Origin of the sequence: Paraburkholderia monticola (assembly GCF_001580545.1) — a bacterium.
Classification (GTDB): Bacteria; Pseudomonadota; Gammaproteobacteria; order Burkholderiales; family Burkholderiaceae; genus Paraburkholderia; species Paraburkholderia monticola.
Genome location: NZ_LRBG01000037.1, coordinates 385,146 through 402,123, shown reverse-complemented (window position 1 = coordinate 402,123; position 16,978 = coordinate 385,146). Strand labels below are relative to the sequence as shown.

The following is a 16,978-nucleotide window of genomic DNA, read 5'->3' as shown; positions in this document are numbered from 1 at the left end:
TTTTCATGGTTCGAGATGCCGATTTCTCCGCATTCGGCGAGCCTGTCTTTGCGATACTGTGCCGATAATGCGTTGAACGGAGCGTCAACGCGAAGTCTAGCGACGAGATCGAGGCCATGTCGGGAAAAACCCTGTCTGAGAAGATTCTGTCGGCGAAAGCGGGCCGTGACGTTCGCGCGGGCGACGTCGTGATCTGCGAGGTCGACTACGCGCTGGGCACCGACGGCTCGATTCCCATGGCCATCGACTACTTCGCCGCGATGGACGGCGCCCGCGTGCATGCGCCGCACAAGCTGCTATTCGCGCTCGATCACTACGCGCCCGCGCCGAGCCCAAAGGCGGCGTTGTTGCAGGCAGGTATCCGCCGTTTCGCGAAGGAGCAGGGTATACGCCTGTTCGATATTGGCGAGGGTATCGGCCATCAGCTCGTCGTCGAACAGGGTTTTGCCGCGCCAGGCCGCCTGCTCGTTGGCGCGGACAGTCACTCGGTCATGTATGGCGCGGCGAACTGCTTTGCGACCGGTATCGGTTCATCGGATCTCGCGGGCGTCATGAAGACCGGCAAAGTCTGGCTCAAGGTGCCGGCCTCGATTCGCGTGAACCTGCACGGCCGGCTCGGCCAGGGCGTCTACCCGAAAGATCTTGCGCTCTACCTCGCGCAATTGCTCGGCAACGATGGCGCCACCTACGAGACGCTCGAATTCGGCGGCGACGGTGTGCAAAGCCTCGATTTCGAGGATCGGCTCGTGGTCGCCAACATGTCGGTCGAATTCGGCGCGAAGAACGCGATCTTTCCGTACGACGAAGCCTGCCGGTGCTACCTCGAAGGCCGCGCCGACGACCTGTCGGGCGCGGTCTCCGCCGACCCCGACGCAATCTATTCCCGCACGCTCGACATCGATCTCGCGACGCTCGAACCGTTCGTGGCGGTGCCGCATGCGGTCTCGAACAACGTGCGAGTCGGGTCGCTCGAAACGACCTCGGTGCAGATGGTGTTTCTCGGCACCTGTACCGGCGGCCGCACCAAAGACTTCCGCCAGGCGCTGAACGTGTTCCGCGAGTTCGGCGCTCCGGCTGAAGGCGTTCAGCTCGTGGTGACACCCGCTTCGCGCGAGGTGCTGCTGGAGCTGACGAGGGGCGGCGAACTCGCCGAGCTGATTTCGCTTGGCGCCGTGATCGTGACGCCCGGGTGTGGCGCGTGCTGCGGCACGAGTGGCGCGATCCCCGAGGACGGCGCGAACGTGATTTCAACGGCCAACCGCAATTTCAAGGGACGTATGGGCAATCCGAGCGCCCAAATCTTCCTCGCGTCTCCCGAGGTCTGCGCGGCGAGCGCGATTGCCGGCCGCATCGCGAGTCCTCGAATGCTCGCCGCCGGAGACCACTGAACATGAATATTTCGATCAACGGCCACGCCCGGCGCTTCGGCGACAACGTCAACACCGACTACATCATTTCATCGCGACGCAAGCGGGAATCGCTCGATCCCGCCGTGCTGAAACAGTATCTGTTCGAGACGATCGCGCCTGAATTCGCTGCATCGGTACGCGCGGGCGACATCCTCGTGGCCGGCAAGAACTTCGGCTGCGGCTCGGCGATGGAGGTGGCGGTCACGGCGGTGGTCGGCGCGGGTATCAAGGTCGTGCTCGCGCAAAGCTTCGCGCGTACCTATTTCCGCAACGCGGTGAACAACGGGTTGTACGCGATCGAATGCGACACGAGTCGCATTGGCGAGGGCGCGGCGTTGCACATCGAGTTGGGCGCGCAGGTGATCGTGCGCTGCGATGGCGGCGCCGAACCGATGCAGGCCGCGCCGATCGCACCGGAGATGCTCGCCATTCTCGAAGCGGGCGGCCTCGTTCCGTACCTGCTTCGGCACCCGACTTTCTGATTACCGTATCTGTCGCGAGGAAGACATCCATGAGCCAATCGAACAAGTTAGGATTCCGCATATTGCCGATGCCCGCGCCGATTCCGGCCGACACGGTCGACGCATTCAGGACGATCGTCACGCCGCATATCAGCGACAACATGCAGCGCCTGTGCGGCGTGATCGGGTTGCGCCGCTATCACCATGAGAAGAAGCTGGTCGGCCGTGCGCTGACGGTCAAGGTGCGCCCGGGCGACAACCTGATGATCCACAAAGCGATCGATATCGCCGAACCCGGCGACGTGATCGTCGTCGATGGCGGCGGGGAAGTGACGCAGGCGCTGGTCGGCGAACTGATGCAGATGCACGCGCAGGTGCGCGGCGTGGCGGGCTTCGTGATCGACGGCGCGATACGCGACGTGGCCGCGTTCTACCAGGCGGATTTCCCGTGCTTTGCGCGTGGCAATACGCATCGGGGGCCGTTCAAGGAAGGCCCGGGCGAGATCAACGTGCCGGTGGCGATCGGTGGCCTCGTGATCGAGGCGGGCGATCTGATCGTCGGTGATGAAGATGGGCTCGTCGCCGTGCCCGCGGCTCGACTCGACGACGTGTTGCAGGCGGCGCGCGCGCAGGCGCAGCGCGAACAGCAGCGCAAGGAGGCGATTCTCGCGGGGCAGGACAAGCGCGGCTGGATCGACGCATATCTGAAAGAGCAGGGCGTGATCGCGTAGAAAGCGAAAGCGCGTACGAAAAGAGCGAAAGGGACACACATGAAACTGATTGCGACGCGTCTCGACCGGATCAAACCGTCGCCGAGTTCAATGGCGACCGCCCGAGTCAAGGAATTGCGCGCGGCGGGGCGGGAGATCATCGGCCTCACGGTCGGCGAGCCGGATTTCGACACGCCGCCTCATATCATCGAGGCAGCCTACGATGCGATGAAAAGCGGCAAGACGCGCTATACGGTGGTCGACGGTACGCCCGAATTGAAGCGCGCGGTGCGCGAGAAGTTCGAGCGCGAAAATGGTCTTGTTTTCGCGCAGGATGAAGTGAGCGTCGGCAATGGCGGCAAGCAGGTCATCTTCAATGCGCTGACCTGCACCGTCGACGAAGGCGACGAAGTGATCGTGCCCGCGCCCTACTGGGTGTCGTATCCGGACATGGTGCTGCTCAACGGCGGGCGCCCGGTCATCGTCGAATGCGATGTCGACAGTGGCTACAAGATGACGCCGGCGCAACTGGAAGCTGCAATCACGCCACGTACGAAATGGCTGGTGCTCAACTCCCCGTGCAATCCGACTGGCGCGTCCTATACCCGCGCCGAGCTGGTCGCGTTGGGCGAGGTGCTGAGCCGTCATCCGCACGTATGGATTCTGACCGACGACGTCTACGAACATCTGATCTACGACGGCTTCGAATTTGCCACGTTCGCGCAGTGCAATCCGCATCTGCAGGAGCGTACGTTGACGGTCAACGGCGTGTCGAAGGCTTATGCGATGACCGGGTGGCGCATCGGCTTCGCAGGTGGTCCGAAGACGCTGATCAAGGCAATGGCGAAGCTGCAATCGCAAAGCACGACGAATCCGTCGGCGATCAGCCAGGCGGCTGCGCTCGCCGCGCTGAATGGCCCGAAAGATTTTCTCGCCGATTGGCGCACGCAGTTCCAGCGGCGGCGCGATCTCGTGGTGGATCGACTGAATGCGATCGAGGGACTCTATTGTCCGCGTCCGACCGGCGCCTTCTATGTGTATCCGTCATGCGCGGGCGTAATCGGGCGACGTACGCCTGACGGGCGTGTGATCGCCAACGACAGCGATTTCGTCATGTACCTGCTCGAAACTCAGGACGTGGGCGTGATCCAGGGCGCGGCATTCGGTTTGTCGCCGGCATTCCGGATTTCGTTTGCGACCTCGTATGAGCAGCTTCAGGAAGGATGCCGGCGGATCGCTCTCGCGTGCGAATCGCTGCGAACAGACGCGTGAACGGAAGTCGACAATAAACCTGGCAAGGAGAGACCATGCATACGCTGTTACAACGCGCGCTGCCGGCGCTGCTGATAGGCTGCTTTGCGCTCGGCGCGCACGCGCAGGATCTGACGGGCCGGCTCGCCAATATCAAGGCGCGCAATACGATCGTGCTCGGTTACCGCGAATCGTCGCTGCCGTATTCGTACTATGACAACGATCAAAAGGTCGTCGGGTATTCGCACGATATCGCGGAGCAAATCGTCAAGGAGATCCAGCAGGCGATCAACGCGCCGACGTTGCAGGTCAAGATGATTCCGGTCAACGCGCAAAACCGTATCGCACTGATGCAGAACGGCACGATCGATCTCGAATGCGGCGGCACGACCAACAACAAGGAGCGCGCGCAGCAGGTCGGATTCTCCAATACGATTTCCGTCACGGAAACGCGGCTGCTCACCAAGGCCAATTCCGGCATTCATTCATTCAACGACCTGAATGGCAAGACGGTCGCAGTGACGGCCGGCACGACCTCGGAGCGCTTTCTGCGCAAATACGTCGAGGAGAAGCACGCGAACATCACCGTGATCTCCGCGCGCGATCATAGCGGCTCGTTCCTGAACCTCGAAACGGGACGCGCGCAGGCCTTTTTCATGGATTCGGACGTGCTGGCGGCGGAACGCGCAACCTCGGGCAATCCAGCCGGCTATGTGGTGACCGGCGATCCGCAGACGCACGAAGCGATTGCGTGCATGTTGCCGAAGGACGATCCCGCGATGAAGGCGATCGTCGACCGCGCCATTGCGCAGATCGAACAGAACGGCGAAGGCGAGAAGCTCTATAAAGCGTGGTTCATGTCACCGATTCCGCCGAAGGGCATCAACCTCGATATGCCGATGAGCGACACCATGAAGGCGGTGTTCGCGCATCCGAATGATCGGCCGATGGATGACTGAGCGGGCGGGGTGTCGACTTTGACACCCCCTACGCCCTGATCACAGTCACTCCCGCCGCCTCGATCGGCTTGGTCAACTCCGCGCTGGTCTTCTTCTCGACCACGATGGTCTGCGCGAGCGTGATATCACCGATCACGAACTGCGACGCGGCGTTCAGCTTCGACGCCGACGCGAGCACCACCGTCTCCGCGGCGCGCGCGGCGAGCGCGCGCTTGATAGCGGCCTCCTCGAAGTCACCGGTACTCAGCCCCGCGCTCGGATGCACGCCGGTCACGCCCATGAAGTACAGGTCGGCATGGATGCGCGAAATGCCTTCCATCGCCGCGGCGCCGACCGCGACGATCGAATGCTTGTAGAGACGCCCCCCAATCAGGATCACCTCGACACGCGGATGCGCGGCAAGCGCCGTGGCGACGCTCGGACTGTGCGTGACGATGGTCGCGTGCAAGTCGGCCGGCAGTTCCTGGACCAGCAGCGCCGACGTGGTGCCGCCGTCGACGATCACGGTTTGCCCCGGCGCAATCAACTCGACCGCCCGACGCGCGATGCGCCGCTTGGCGACCGTCTCGATGTCCTGACGCTGCTCGAATGACGCGAGCGCGGCGGACGCGGGCAATGCGCCGCCGTGGACCCGCTGCAGTAGCCCCTCCGCGGCCAACTCGCGTAGATCGCGGCGGATCGTATCTTCCGACACGCCGAACACCGTGCTGAGCTCGCCGGCCAGCACCTGGCCATTGCGCGCGAGTGCGTCGAGGATCGCTTTCTTGCGTTGGGTCGTCAACATGGCATTGCACGAAATCACTTGAAATTGCACGAAGTTGCACGATACCATGAATCATTGTCCATGGTCGACAGGAGGCCCCATGACTGCAACGAAAGACCGGGTTCGGATCGTCGGTACGACCTTGCTATCGGATGACTGGTACACGCTGAAGAAGGTCACATTCGACTACCTGAGGCGCGACGGCACATGGCAGCGCCAGAACCGCGAGACTTACGATCGCGGCAACGGCGCGACGATCCTGCTGCACAGTCCGCGCACCGGCAACGTGCTGCTCACGCGACAATTCCGCATGCCCGCGTTCGTGAACGGCCACGACGGCATGATGATCGAGGCACCCGGCGGATTGCTCGACAACGCTTCGCCGGAAGAACGCATCCGGCTCGAAGTCGAAGAGGAAACGGGGTATCGCGTGGGTCAGGTCCGCAAGATTTTCGAGGCCTACATGAGCCCGGGGTCCGTGACCGAAAAGCTCTACTTCTATGTCGGCGAGTACGACGCTTCGATGCGGGTGAACGACGGCGGCGGCGTCGAGGATGAAGGGGAAGATCTCGAGGTGATCGAAATGCCGTTGCAATCCGCGTTGCGAGCGATCGAGGCTGGCGAGATCGTCGACGGCAAGACGATCATGCTGTTGCAGTACGTCGCTCTACGCGGGCTTTCGTCAACGCGCGCAGCCTAGTTGCGTCGCGAGTTCGTGCAGGTCGTTGACGACGAAGTCCCAGGCCTCGTCCGCTTTCAGATCGGTCGTCTGAAGGGGACCATGCTCCGTCGGCCGCAGTACGAACGCGGTGCTCAGGCCGACGCGTCGGGCCGCGGCGAGGTCGCCGTTATGCGCGGCGACGAGGCATAGTTCACGCGGCGCGATGCCGAGAATCTCCGCCGTTTCGCTATAGACCCGTGGCGAGGGCTTGTAAGCGCGGACGACCTCCGCACCGAGAATGGCATCCCACGGCAGACCGGCACGCTTTGCCATGTCCACCATCAGGCGAATGTTGCCGTTCGAGAGCGGCGCGATGATGAAGCGCCGCTTCAGTCGATGCAAAGCATCGACTGCATCCGGCCAGGGGTCCAGGCGATGCCACGCGAGGTTCAGTTCATCGATCTCCGACTCGGAAGCGTTGGCGATGCCGAAATGGGCGAGCACCTTGACGAGGTTTTCGCGGTGCAAGACATCGAGCCGCACATACGGTCTGCGTCCGCTGCGCACTTCTTCCATCGCGGGTGAATACTCGCGACGCCATGCGTCCGCGAATTCGGATGCGTCGAGGTTCGGCGCGTGCCGCTTCAGAAATGGTTGTGCTTCGCGCGCGACACCGCCGCGCCAGTCGACCACGGTGCCGAATACATCGAATACGAATGCTTTGATGCTGGTTTGATTCGTCGAGTCGATGTTCATGACCTTCCTTTGTCGCGGTGTCAGGAGCAATCCATATTAGGCGAAAAGAAAGCGCGCGTTGATATCATCGATCACCTAAAAACGACGCGGAGACACAATGCCCTCCGATGACGCTTCGATCGCCACGCAATCGGTATGGAACACAATCCGCGACGACTCGGTGCCCGAGCCACATGCACTGACGGTGGAAATCGCTGGCTGGCTGATCCCCCTCGATCCCACCGCTCGCACCGCCGACTACTTCCTGCTCACCGAGGACGAACCGTGCTGCGGCGGATGCGTGCCACGCGATCCGCTGCGCTGCATCGAAGTGACATCGCGCGATGCGCTCGAATTCGACGGTGGCGCTGTCCGGCTGCGTGGCCGCCTGACCCGGCTCATCGACGATCCGGCCGGCTGGCGTTACCGGCTCGAAGCGGCGCAGCGCGTGTCGGAACCGGACCGCGCATCGTCGAGCGCCACGGGCATGAGCCGTCGCGCGTTTCTCGCGACGGGCGCCGCATTGAGTCTTGCGGCCTGCGCGCCGGGACGCTTTGCGGGCTACACCGATGCGCATGAGCAGGCCGAGCCGCGCGAGACCGAAGCCGCGCCATGGCAAGCCTCCGCCGGCGCACTGACCATCGACATGCACAGCCATGCCGGCCACGTGATCGTGTCGCGCAATCTGAAGGTCGGCACGCACCGGCCGTTCACGCCGGTCAGCGCGCCGATGCGTGCGGGCGGCATGAACGTGATCTGCTTCGCGATCGTGACGGATACCGTCGTCACGCGCGTGTCCGATGACCGCAAACGCTTCGAGGCATGGCGCACGCCGCAGCCCGGCGAGCTTTACGAACTCGGTCAAGCCGAGTTCGCTCGCGCGAAGGCGTTGATCGAGCGCGAACAACTGGTCGTCGTGACCGATGCGGCGATGCTCGCCTCTGCCGACCCGCAAAAGCCGCATGTGATCATCGCGTCTGAAGGCGGCGATTTTCTCGAAGGGCAACTGGAGCGCGTCGACGAAGCGTATTCGCAGCATCAGTTGCGGCATTTGCAGGTGGGCGGAGCTTCAAATCGTTGCGCCCTGACCAAGCCTGATAAGGCTCTCCGAGTTTGGCCCAGACGGCCTTTTGTCTAACTTGAGCATCAGTGTCTAACTTACGCGGACACAGAGGACATGTCTGGGGTAGCCTCTGCCGAATTGAAAGCGGCCATCGATGCTTTTAACGAACTGGCCAGTCCCGCGAAAGTAACGAGCGCAAACCGGGGTACCTTCCCCAGTGTAACCAGTGGTGCTCCCCAGCTTGCGTCGAAGTAGCCGCCATGCTGGAAAGCCATTGGTAGAACTTTCTGAGGCGTAAGTCGAACTCACTGGCGCATTGGTCGCTATCAGGCAGATCGAAAAGCGCGGACGAGAGTCGCATTGTGGCGACCTGCGATGCGGTACTGGTGGCGGGAATATATACAGCACCTGGTCGCGTCGAACAAGACGCTAATTGTTGGTGTTGATCTGGTGGAAACGGGTTCGCTTCCCGGCGGCCCCATCATTGGCGAGCCCTTCCTACGCTACACCGATAGCGCCGTGGCCGTCGGGGCCAGTGATGGACGCTTCGACAGCCGTCAACCCGTTCCAGCAGGGCTGTGGCGTCCGTGGGCCGACGTGAGTGCAAGTGCAGGTAGCCTCGCGCAACCGTATCTGGCTGTTGCGGGTCGGCGCGCTGCCTTTTCGATCTGCTACGAGGATTTCTTGTGGTGGCCCCATTGGCGACTCCTGGTTGATCGACCCGGTGTCCTGGTTGGCATCTCAAACGGTTGGTTTACTGGCGATCTCGCCCTCGCACGTATTCAAGAGCAGAGTGTGCAGTCGATCGCACAACTCGCCGGCGTGCCGCTTCTACGTGCAGTCAATCGATGATTTCTTCGGCGGGAGGCGAAATCCAGATGGCCGCGGCAAAGGCGGTCAAATTCACGGCCGGGAAGGCTTTCAAGGGTGCTGTAAATCCGTCATGACGAGCGGACGAATACTCGCAGTTAGATCTTGAGAAGATGCCGATCCAAAACTTTGCCGGATTTCCTGCTGGAGCTCGACGACGACCTCGCGTTCGATGATCGGGTGCGGCGCATGTGAATTGACGGGACTCGATATTGCAAAACGGGTATTCCATTTGTACCGGGTCGACGACGAAACCGGTGAGGTCGCAAATCGACAGGTCGGGCGTGAGGATTTAATCGCATCTCAGGTTACTGTCTCGCTTGAGCTGCGCCGATTTTTTTTGCATCCTATGTGTATACCGTCGTGGATCGTGATACCCCGTTCACCGGGACTATTTTCGTTTCCGGTTTGCCGATGAGAGACGCACCCGATTGCCTCAGGTGGTGAAGCCATTGTTCTGCATGGCTTCAAACCCGGCAATCCTTCTCGCGCGATCAACGATCGGCTTATCGACCAGTTTGCCATCCACCGCAAACGCGCCCTCCGGGTGCTCGCTGCAAGCGGCCAACACCCGCGCGGCCCAGCGCCGCTCTTCTTCGCTCGGAGCGAACCCGCGATTCACGGAGTCCACCTGGTTAGGGTGAATACAAAGCTTTCCGGTAAACCCAAAGCGCCGGGCGGTAGCAACGTGCTCAGTCAAGCGCGCAAGATTGTCGAGCTCCAATGTCACACCATCAACCGGCGCAGCCAAACCCGCATGGCGCGATTCGATGACCATCTGCGAGCGCACGTAATCCAGCTCGACGCCCAGGCCTTCGATCCCGGCATCGCCGCAGAAATCGACCGTGCCGAATGCTAGCCGTGTAACTGACGGTACCGCGGCAATCTCGCGCATCGCTACCACACCCGCAACGGTCTCGATCAAGGCCACGATTCTTACCTGCGATGGCAACTGCGCCGCGATATCGGCAAGTTGCTGCGCGCTGTCCGACTTCGACACCATCACAACTGAAGTGCCGCACCGGCTAACCATCTCCACGTCGTCGGCATGCCAGGGCGTGCCCACCGCATTCACTCGAACAATCAGTCGCGAACGGTCCGCCGTCATCAACCAGCGCTGCACGCCCTCGCGAGCGTGTTCCTTGGCGGCCGGCGCGACCGCGTCTTCCAGATCGATCACTACCGCGTCCGCTTCCGCGTCGAGCGCCTTCATGAAGCGCTCAGGCCGGTCGCCCGGAACGAACAGATAGCTGCGTGCGTCCATGCTGCTCTCCTTCAGAAGCACGCGGCCCGATGCTGCCTAGTTCGCGTGCCAGTCGAGTTGAAACGTTTCGGAATAGCTGTAGCGGTCAGCCGGGTGAACGCTGATCGTCAGCTCCACGAGTTGTCCGCGCCGGTTCAGATATCTGCGGCACAACCACAGCGCCGGCGAGCGCGCTTTCGCGTTCAAACGCTGCGCGAGTTTCGCCGGCATCGCGATCGCGCGGATTTCCTGCTGCACTTCAGTGATCTGCTCGCCGAACTGCTTTTCGATGAGCGTGTAGATCGGCACGTGAGTCCGACCGCTCAGGCCCGTCAATGACCGGAACGCCGGGTGGATGTACACCTCGGTGTGGCAGATCGGCTCGACGCTGCCAGGCGACCGGCGAATCCCCTCGGCGAGCAGCCATGTCTCGCCCGGCTTCGCGTTGAGTCGCTCGAGCAGTTCCGCATCGTCGATCTCGATGGTTTGGGTCGAAGCGATCTCCAACTCGGTGTCGGAGGTATAACGGTGCAGATCGCTCAGTCGCTCCATGACCTGGCGGTACGCGGTCTCGCTCTGCGTCGCCTTCACGCGAGTGCCGATGCCGGGGCGCCTGTCCACGAGACCGCGCTGTTCCAGTTGCTTGATCGCCTGCCGCACGGTGAAGCGGCTCGCGCCGAACTGCTCGCATAGCTCGAACTCGGTGGGCAGTAAAGCGCCGATGGGAAACCGTCCGCCCTGAATCTCGTTGAGGAGCGTCTGTGCCAACTGCATGTAGCGCGGCTGTTGCCCGAGGACTGTCGTGGTGGCCATTTGAGTGTGCATGAAGTAGGGGAGCGGGCAGCTGCCCGCATGGCCTTATTGCACCACACCAGCCCCCCTCAGCAAAGCAATCCTTTCGGCGCTATAGCCCAACTCGGCGAGCAGACGGTGCGTATCCTGACCGATATCCGGCGCGGCACGCATCGGCAGGGGCTCATCGACCCGCACTGGGGCGGCGACGCCGCGAATCTGGCCGAAGCGCGGATGCTCGGCATTCACCACGCAGTCGCGCTCGGCGACGAACGGATTTTCAAGCGCCTCCTTAACGTTGAAGACCGGTGCGGCCGGGACGCGGCCGCCCAAGCGTTCGAGCCACTGCGCCGTGGTTGCGGTCGAGAGCACCGTATCGAGTTCTTTCTGCACCAGGTCGCGATTCGCGAGGCGCGCCTGGAAATTGGAGAAACGCGGATCGCTCACCCACGACGGTTTGTCGACCACTTCAGCGAGCACCCCCCAGAACTTCTCCTTGTTGCACATCAGGAAGATCCAGCCGTCCTGCGTCTTGTACAACTGACTCGGCGTGAGCGACGGATGCGACGAGCGATTCTCGCGCCCCGTCACGACGCCGCCGTTCAGATACCAGGTCGCGACATAGGCCAGGTTATGGAGCGCGACGTCGAAGAGGCTCACGTCGATATCGCGCCCCTTGCCTGAAGTCTTCGCATCGACGAGGGCGGCGAGGAGTGCCATCGCCGCAGTCGTGCCGGTCATCAGATCGATGATCGACAGGCCGAAACGTGCGGGGGGACTATCGGGCTCGCCAGTAACCGACAGATAACCCGCCTCGGCCTGCATCAGATAGTCGTAGCCGGGCCACGCCGCGCGGCTGCCGGTACGGCCATACGCGGACAGGTGCGCGCAGACGATCTTCGGGTTGGCCTCGCGCAACTGTTCGTAGGTGACACCAAGTTTCACCGGCAAATCGCCGCGCAGGTTGTTGAATACTGCGTCGCTCCTTGTAACGAGGTCCAATAGCACCGCACGCGCTTCAGGCTTCTTCAGATCGAGCGTCAGGCTGCACTTGTTACGATTGAACGCTTCGAAGAAGTGGCTATCGCCTTCGCCGAAAAAATATGGACCGACCGCGCGGCCCACATCGCCGCCATTGCCTGGGTGCTCGATCTTGATGATCTCCGCGCCAAGGTCCGCAAGATGCTGGGTCGCGAAAGGCCCTGCGCCGTACTGTTCGATGGCGAGCACGCGCACGCCGGAAAGGGGGAGGCTCATACCGGACTCCGTTCGATCAGCTGTTTTGCGATGATGATGCGTTGCATCTCGTTGGTGCCCTCGCCGATTACCAGCAGCGGCGCATCGCGGTACAGCCGCTCGACGTTGTATTCCTTCGAATACCCGTACGCGCCGTGAATGCGCATGGCTTCGATGCTGTTCTCCAGCGCGGCTTCGGTGGCGAAGTATTTCGCCATGCCGGCCTCCATGTCACAGCGCTCGCCACGGTCGTATTTCTGCGCGGCGGCGTCGACCAGCAGGCGGCCGGCTTCGACGCGCGTGGCCATTTCGCCAAGCTTAAGCTGGATCGCCTGGTGCTCGCAGATCGGCTTGCCGAAGGTCTTGCGTTGCTGGGAATAGCTGACGGACTCTTCGAGCGCCGCTTGCGCGATACCGACTCCCCGCGCGGCTACATTGATGCGTCCGAGTTCGAGTCCGCCAAGTATCTGTTGCAGGCCTTTGCCTTCCACGCCTCCGATCAATGCATCGGCGGGCACGTGATGGTCGCTGAACGACAGTTCGCAGGTATCGATTCCTTTGTAGCCGAGTTTTTCGAGTTGCCGGCTGACTTCGAAGCCTGGGCCCTTTTGCACCAGCAGCAGGCTCATCCCGCGGTGACGCGGCTGCGCGCTCGGGTCCGTCTTCACCAGCAGCGCGAGCGTATTGCCGTGCTTGCTGTTCGTGATCCAGGTTTTGTTGCCGTTCACGATGTACTCGTCGCCGACACGTCTGGCGGTTGTGCGAATCGCCTGGAGATCGGTGCCGCAGTCGGGTTCCGTCAAGCCGATCCCACCGCGCCACTCGCCGGTCGCGAACTTCGGCAGATACTTGCTCTTCTGCTCGGGCGTACCATTGCGTTGCACCAGCATCGCGAGAATCAGATGCGAATTGATAATGCCGCTCACCGACATCCACACGCGCGCAATCCGCGTGATGATCTGGGCGTACGTGCGGGTCGACAGTCCCAGGCCGCCATACTCGGGATCGATGATGCAGCCGAACAGACCCATGTCTTTCATCTTCTCGACGATCTCTTCCGGGTAGATGTCGTCGTGATCGAACTTGTGAACGTAGGGCCGCACTTCGGATTCAAGAAAGCGATCCAGCGAGTCGAGAATCAGTTGATCGTTTTCCAGCGTGTCGAGTTCGGTGGCGGTCATGATGGCGTCCTTGAAGATTCGGTGGTTCCGGCGAGCGTGTCGGCCAATGCGCGCGCCGGGCGTTCGTCGAGTTGCAATACGGCCTGCGCGATCTGTTCGGCGGCACTGCGGGATACGGTGCGCTGAGCGTTCGCGTAGAACTTGGAGGCAATGTCGTCGTTGCTTACCGGCCGCTCGGCGCAACCACGATTGATCGCCTCGCGATGTGCAACGCGCGAGCCATCGCTGCGTTCCACGATGACTTCGCCGGTGTAGTGACGTGGGAAGGTGGAATCAGGATCGATCTCGTAGTCGACGCGTGTGGCCAGCGCCAGCACGGCGGGATCGGCCAGCGCGGCCGGCTCGAGGTCGTCGAGAGTGAAGCGCCCTTTGAGCAGCGCAGTGGCGACGATGTACGGCACGCTGAATTGCGCGTCGTAGCTGGTCACCGGTTTGCGCTTCGGTTCGAGCGGTTCGCAGACGACCTCGACTGTGCCACGCGGCACCCTGGCGATGACGCGATCGATCGAGTCGAGGTTCTGCGCCGAAAAACCATGTTCCTGATACAACGCGATTGCCGCATCCGCTACGGCGTGCGTGAAGTGACAGGCGGGCAGCGGCTTGATCGCGACTTCATCAATTTGCCACGCGCTGCCGAGTCCCTCGGTCGCAAGCTGCTGATCGGCGGCGTCGAGGCGCTTGCCAAGGTGGCTGGCGTACAGACCGAAGCGTCCTTCGTAGGCTGACCGCGGGCCAGTGAAACCGTGCTTCGCGAGCGTCGCGGCGGTGATGCCGGCTGCGGCGGCGAAGCCAGGATGAGCGCGCTTGGTCCATGCGCCGTCTTCGAGGAATTCAAGGCTGCCGGCGGCCATCGACAGAACAACGCCTTGGGCATGGGCCGCGCGTGCTTCGTCCAGGTGCAACAGACGCGCCGCCGCGACCGCACAACCGAATGCCCCGACCATGCCCGTCGGATGAAAGCCGGCCTGATGGAAACCACCCTTCGCGGCCGACGCAACGCGCGTTGACACTTCCATCGCGACGATATACGCGCTGAGCAGCTCAGCACCGCTCAGGTCGTCGCGATCAGCTAGTGCAAACACAGCAGGCAACGCGCTCGTCGTCGAATGAATAACGCCGCGTGAATGCGTGTCGTCAAAATCGAGGCCGTGAATCAGTATGCCGTTCATCATCGCGGCATCGCGCAGAGCGAGACGCCTGCCATAGCCGATTACCGGCGAGGTGCCGCTGCCGAGTTCGGAGAATGCGGCAAGCGATACGCCGGCATACGGGTAACTGCGTGAGGCCAGGGCGATGCCGACGGCATCGAGAATCAGATGCTTGGCACGCGTCCGCAAGGTGCGCGGAACATCGCGCAATTGCAGGCTGAGACCAAAGCGTGCGTACTGATCGGAGAGCGTGACGGCTGGGTCGAGTGAAGTCATGTCGATTTATCCGTGTTGCGTAGCGGGCATGGGATCGGAACCGGTGTCGAGGCTCGGCGAGATCTGCTCGAGCGCATGCTGATTGGTCTCTACACGCAGAAGCAGAATGCCGACTATCAATAGCGCGAGAACGCCGCTCACCATCGCCAGCACACCGGACACGCCAAACGAGTTGTAAAGCAGCACCGCGAAATAGGGCGTCGTCATGGAGGCGGCGCGCCCGCATACGCCCGCTGTGCCGGTACCGCGCAAACGCAATTCGGTCGGAAACAGTTCCGGAATGTAGGCAAAGAGGCCGAGCGTTGCGACCGTGTAGATGCAAGTAATCAGGACAAAGCCCACCAGGCTGATTGCCCAGCCCGCGTGCATGTTTGGATAGACGAAGCCGACTGCGATGGTCGCGATCGCGAAAATCACGAGGCCACGCGCACGGCCGAGGCGGTCCGCACACAAAAAGCCGATTACAGCGCCGCCGGGCGCGCCGAACGCCATCAAGGTCGTGAAGCCAAGCGACTGCACGATGGTCAGGCCTTCCTTCACGAAGAACGTAGGCAGCCATGCGACAAAGCCGTACACCGAAATATTCACCGCGACTGCCGTCAACGCGGCGACCAGCGTGCGCCCGAGCATCGCGTGCGAGAACAAGGCAGAGAAGGGTGCTTTGGGGACTTCAAGACTTTCGGTGCGATCGACCGGCGGCAACGGACCCTTCTGACGCTGCACCTGCTGCTCGATCGCCGAGACCGTCGCCTCGGCTTCTTCGGCGCGTCCCACGGATTCGAGCCAGCGCGGCGATTCAGGCATGCGATGCCGCAATACCCACACGATGATTGCGCCGACACCCGCGATCGCGAACATATAGCGCCAGCCGAGATGCGGGATGACGACGTAACCGACCGCGGTCGACACCAGCAAGCCGGAGTTGATGATGAACGCGAGCAACGCGGTCCACCGTCCGCGTGAAGCAGGCGGAATGAATTCGCACAAGGTGCCAGCTGCGACCACCAGTTCAGCGCCAAGGCCGATGCCCATGATCAGCCGCAAGGCGATGAGCCAGGTCATGTTCGGGACGAAACAGGCGGCGATCGACGCTATGCCGAAGATCAGCAGATTGGTCTGATACGACGAGCGGCGCCCGAAACGGTCGCCAAGGTAGCCGGCGAAACCGGCGCCGATCAGCATGCCGAGAAAAGTCACCGAGATAAACAGCGCATTCAGCCTCAGGTCGGAGAAGCCGGACTTGACCATCGCGCCGAGCGCGCCCGCGGCGAGATAGATGTCGAAGGCGTCCAGAAAGGCCCCCGCGCTGATGAGCCCCAGAACCTTCCAATGGAAGGACGCGATAGGCAGGCGATCGAGTCGCGCGCCCGAATTGACGATACCGATAGCCACCTTTGTCTCCTTGGTGTGCATGACTTTGCTTGCGCTTGCCGCATTGCGGCGCGTTGTTTGGACGCCGCCTGGACCCGCATGCCACCTGCTCTTGCTGACAGGTTGGCGCGATTTGCTGCTGTTTGTCTTGCCCCGGGCTGCGGGAGTCGCGTGGCCGCTATCGCAGCAATTCGAGCCGCGCAGGTCGCTCAGTCGCCTACACCGTTTCCACGCGTCGGCACCAGGGCGCTGCGCACGAAGTCCATGATCGGCGTGCCGTCCTGCTTGAACGCTCGAGTCTGCACGGTGACGATGCCCTGTCCCGGACGGGATTTCGATTCGCGCTTTTCGAGCACTTCGGATTCCGCGTAGATCGTGTCGCCGCAAAACACGGGCGCAGTTAGACGGATCTCTTTCCAGCCCAGGTTGGCGATCGCCTTGCCGCTGACGTCGTTCACCGAGAGCCCCAGCACCACGGCGACCGTTAGGCCGCTGTTGACGAGCAGACGGCCGAATTCGCTTTTGGCGGCGTACGCGGCGTCGCAATGCATCGGATGGAAGTTCATCGTCAGCAGCGAGAAGTGGATGTTGTCGGCTTCCGTGATGGTTCGCCCGGGCCGGTGTTCGTAGATGTCGCCTACATGAAAATCTTCGAGGTAGCGGCCGTAGCTGGCGCGGATGCGGGTCTTTACTGCGACGTCAGATTCCATGTCTGTCTCCTGTTCTGGATGATTTGTACGGTTTTGTCTGTTTGTCCGTACAAAGTGTGGATTCAGTATTGTCGGCATGAGGATGAAAGTCAAGGCGCATTTGTCGTGCCGGAGTTTGGCGCATCCGGATTCGATCGCG

Annotated in this window: 17 protein-coding genes; 8 read left to right on the top strand and 9 right to left on the bottom strand. The window is 62.0% G+C overall.

The features are described from left to right. The first annotated feature begins 116 nt into the window (after positions 1 to 116). From CI15_RS25860 to CI15_RS25840, 5 genes are read left to right on the top strand one after another with little or no spacing between them, the layout of a single operon-like run. Complete coding sequence (locus CI15_RS25860; RefSeq protein ID WP_062133140.1) at positions 117 to 1,388, top strand: 3-isopropylmalate dehydratase large subunit; 1,272 nt, start codon at positions 117 to 119, stop codon at positions 1,386 to 1,388. 2 nt (positions 1,389 to 1,390) lie between these two features. Then, on the top strand, positions 1,391 to 1,891 hold the full coding sequence (locus CI15_RS25855) for a LeuD/DmdB family oxidoreductase small subunit (RefSeq protein WP_062133137.1): 501 nt from the start codon (positions 1,391 to 1,393) through the stop codon (positions 1,889 to 1,891). A 29-nt stretch (positions 1,892 to 1,920) separates the two neighbouring features. Further along, positions 1,921 to 2,601 carry an RraA family protein gene (locus tag CI15_RS25850; protein WP_075643781.1) on the top strand — a complete coding sequence of 227 codons (681 nt, stop codon included), beginning with the start codon at positions 1,921 to 1,923 and terminating at the stop codon, positions 2,599 to 2,601. A gap of 39 nt (positions 2,602 to 2,640) precedes the next feature. Then, entirely contained in the window at positions 2,641 to 3,852 is a 1,212-nt protein-coding gene (locus CI15_RS25845) for an aminotransferase class I/II-fold pyridoxal phosphate-dependent enzyme (RefSeq protein ID WP_062133131.1), read from the top strand. 35 nt (positions 3,853 to 3,887) lie between these two features. Continuing rightward, a complete protein-coding gene (locus tag CI15_RS25840) occupies positions 3,888 to 4,790 on the top strand; it encodes a transporter substrate-binding domain-containing protein (protein ID WP_062133128.1) in 903 nt (300 codons plus the stop codon). Between the two features lie 28 nt (positions 4,791 to 4,818). On the opposite strand, the gene CI15_RS25835 is transcribed toward CI15_RS25840, so the two are convergent. Continuing rightward, complete coding sequence (locus tag CI15_RS25835) at positions 4,819 to 5,574, bottom strand: DeoR/GlpR family DNA-binding transcription regulator (protein WP_062134179.1); 756 nt, start codon at positions 5,572 to 5,574, stop codon at positions 4,819 to 4,821. Between the two features lie 79 nt (positions 5,575 to 5,653). Here CI15_RS25835 and CI15_RS25830 point away from each other — a divergent pair, with 79 nt between their 5' ends. Beyond that, entirely contained in the window at positions 5,654 to 6,253 is a 600-nt protein-coding gene (locus tag CI15_RS25830; protein WP_062133125.1) for an NUDIX domain-containing protein, read from the top strand. On the opposite strand, the gene CI15_RS25825 is transcribed toward CI15_RS25830, so the two are convergent. Further along, entirely contained in the window at positions 6,236 to 6,970 is a 735-nt protein-coding gene (locus CI15_RS25825) for a haloacid dehalogenase type II (RefSeq protein WP_062133123.1), read from the bottom strand. The two genes, CI15_RS25830 and CI15_RS25825, sit on opposite strands and share 18 nt — an antisense overlap. 97 nt (positions 6,971 to 7,067) lie before the next feature. On the opposite strand from CI15_RS25825, the gene CI15_RS37475 reads away from it, so the two are divergent. After that, positions 7,068 to 8,087 carry a hypothetical protein gene (locus tag CI15_RS37475; protein WP_062133120.1) on the top strand — a complete coding sequence of 340 codons (1,020 nt, stop codon included), beginning with the start codon at positions 7,068 to 7,070 and terminating at the stop codon, positions 8,085 to 8,087. A 300-nt stretch (positions 8,088 to 8,387) separates the two neighbouring features. After that, complete coding sequence (locus tag CI15_RS36745) at positions 8,388 to 8,864, top strand: carbon-nitrogen hydrolase family protein (RefSeq protein WP_153041195.1); 477 nt, start codon at positions 8,388 to 8,390, stop codon at positions 8,862 to 8,864. 454 nt (positions 8,865 to 9,318) lie between these two features. Here CI15_RS36745 and CI15_RS25815 read toward each other — a convergent pair whose 3' ends face one another. From CI15_RS25815 to CI15_RS25785, 7 genes are all read right to left on the bottom strand, one after another. Next, positions 9,319 to 10,146, bottom strand: coding sequence for an HpcH/HpaI aldolase/citrate lyase family protein (locus CI15_RS25815; protein ID WP_062133118.1), 828 nt, complete (start codon positions 10,144 to 10,146; stop codon positions 9,319 to 9,321). Positions 10,147 to 10,182: 36 nt separating this feature from the next. Then, a complete protein-coding gene (locus CI15_RS25810; RefSeq protein ID WP_082814302.1) occupies positions 10,183 to 10,938 on the bottom strand; it encodes a GntR family transcriptional regulator in 756 nt (251 codons plus the stop codon). Positions 10,939 to 10,983: 45 nt separating this feature from the next. Then, positions 10,984 to 12,174, bottom strand: coding sequence for a CaiB/BaiF CoA transferase family protein (locus CI15_RS25805; RefSeq protein ID WP_062133112.1), 1,191 nt, complete (start codon positions 12,172 to 12,174; stop codon positions 10,984 to 10,986). After that, positions 12,171 to 13,334, bottom strand: a complete 1,164-nt coding sequence (locus CI15_RS25800) for an acyl-CoA dehydrogenase family protein (protein ID WP_062133109.1) — start codon at positions 13,332 to 13,334, stop codon at positions 12,171 to 12,173. Before CI15_RS25800 ends, CI15_RS25805 begins: the two co-directional genes overlap by 4 nt. After that, positions 13,331 to 14,758: an MmgE/PrpD family protein gene (locus tag CI15_RS25795; protein WP_062133107.1), complete on the bottom strand. Its 1,428-nt coding sequence runs from the start codon at positions 14,756 to 14,758 to the stop codon at positions 13,331 to 13,333. Before CI15_RS25795 ends, CI15_RS25800 begins: the two co-directional genes overlap by 4 nt. A 6-nt stretch (positions 14,759 to 14,764) precedes the next feature. Further along, the gene (locus CI15_RS25790; protein ID WP_062133102.1) at positions 14,765 to 16,171 is read right to left on the bottom strand and encodes an MFS transporter; all 1,407 of its coding nucleotides are present in this window, start codon (positions 16,169 to 16,171) and stop codon (positions 14,765 to 14,767) included. 167 nt (positions 16,172 to 16,338) lie between these two features. Then, positions 16,339 to 16,839 carry a MaoC family dehydratase gene (locus CI15_RS25785; protein ID WP_062133099.1) on the bottom strand — a complete coding sequence of 167 codons (501 nt, stop codon included), beginning with the start codon at positions 16,837 to 16,839 and terminating at the stop codon, positions 16,339 to 16,341. Positions 16,840 to 16,978: the final 139 nt, after the last annotated feature.

Excerpts from the sequence above, each read along its gene's own strand:
- CI15_RS25860 (WP_062133140.1), top strand. The coding sequence starts at position 117 with ATGTCGGGAAAAACCCTGTCTGAGAAGATTCTGTCGGCGAAAGCGGGC.
- CI15_RS25855 (WP_062133137.1), top strand. The coding sequence starts at position 1,391 with ATGAATATTTCGATCAACGGCCACGCCCGGCGCTTCGGCGACAACGTC.
- CI15_RS25850 (WP_075643781.1), top strand. The coding sequence starts at position 1,921 with ATGAGCCAATCGAACAAGTTAGGATTCCGCATATTGCCGATGCCCGCG.
- CI15_RS25845 (WP_062133131.1), top strand. The coding sequence starts at position 2,641 with ATGAAACTGATTGCGACGCGTCTCGACCGGATCAAACCGTCGCCGAGT.
- CI15_RS25840 (WP_062133128.1), top strand. The coding sequence starts at position 3,888 with ATGCATACGCTGTTACAACGCGCGCTGCCGGCGCTGCTGATAGGCTGC.
- CI15_RS25835 (WP_062134179.1), bottom strand. The coding sequence starts at position 5,574 with ATGTTGACGACCCAACGCAAGAAAGCGATCCTCGACGCACTCGCGCGC.
- CI15_RS25830 (WP_062133125.1), top strand. The coding sequence starts at position 5,654 with ATGACTGCAACGAAAGACCGGGTTCGGATCGTCGGTACGACCTTGCTA.
- CI15_RS25825 (WP_062133123.1), bottom strand. The coding sequence starts at position 6,970 with ATGAACATCGACTCGACGAATCAAACCAGCATCAAAGCATTCGTATTC.
- CI15_RS37475 (WP_062133120.1), top strand. The coding sequence starts at position 7,068 with ATGCCCTCCGATGACGCTTCGATCGCCACGCAATCGGTATGGAACACA.
- CI15_RS36745 (WP_153041195.1), top strand. The coding sequence starts at position 8,388 with ATGCGGTACTGGTGGCGGGAATATATACAGCACCTGGTCGCGTCGAAC.
- CI15_RS25815 (WP_062133118.1), bottom strand. The coding sequence starts at position 10,146 with ATGGACGCACGCAGCTATCTGTTCGTTCCGGGCGACCGGCCTGAGCGC.
- CI15_RS25810 (WP_082814302.1), bottom strand. The coding sequence starts at position 10,938 with ATGGCCACCACGACAGTCCTCGGGCAACAGCCGCGCTACATGCAGTTG.
- CI15_RS25805 (WP_062133112.1), bottom strand. The coding sequence starts at position 12,174 with ATGAGCCTCCCCCTTTCCGGCGTGCGCGTGCTCGCCATCGAACAGTAC.
- CI15_RS25800 (WP_062133109.1), bottom strand. The coding sequence starts at position 13,334 with ATGACCGCCACCGAACTCGACACGCTGGAAAACGATCAACTGATTCTC.
- CI15_RS25795 (WP_062133107.1), bottom strand. The coding sequence starts at position 14,758 with ATGACTTCACTCGACCCAGCCGTCACGCTCTCCGATCAGTACGCACGC.
- CI15_RS25790 (WP_062133102.1), bottom strand. The coding sequence starts at position 16,171 with ATGCACACCAAGGAGACAAAGGTGGCTATCGGTATCGTCAATTCGGGC.
- CI15_RS25785 (WP_062133099.1), bottom strand. The coding sequence starts at position 16,839 with ATGGAATCTGACGTCGCAGTAAAGACCCGCATCCGCGCCAGCTACGGC.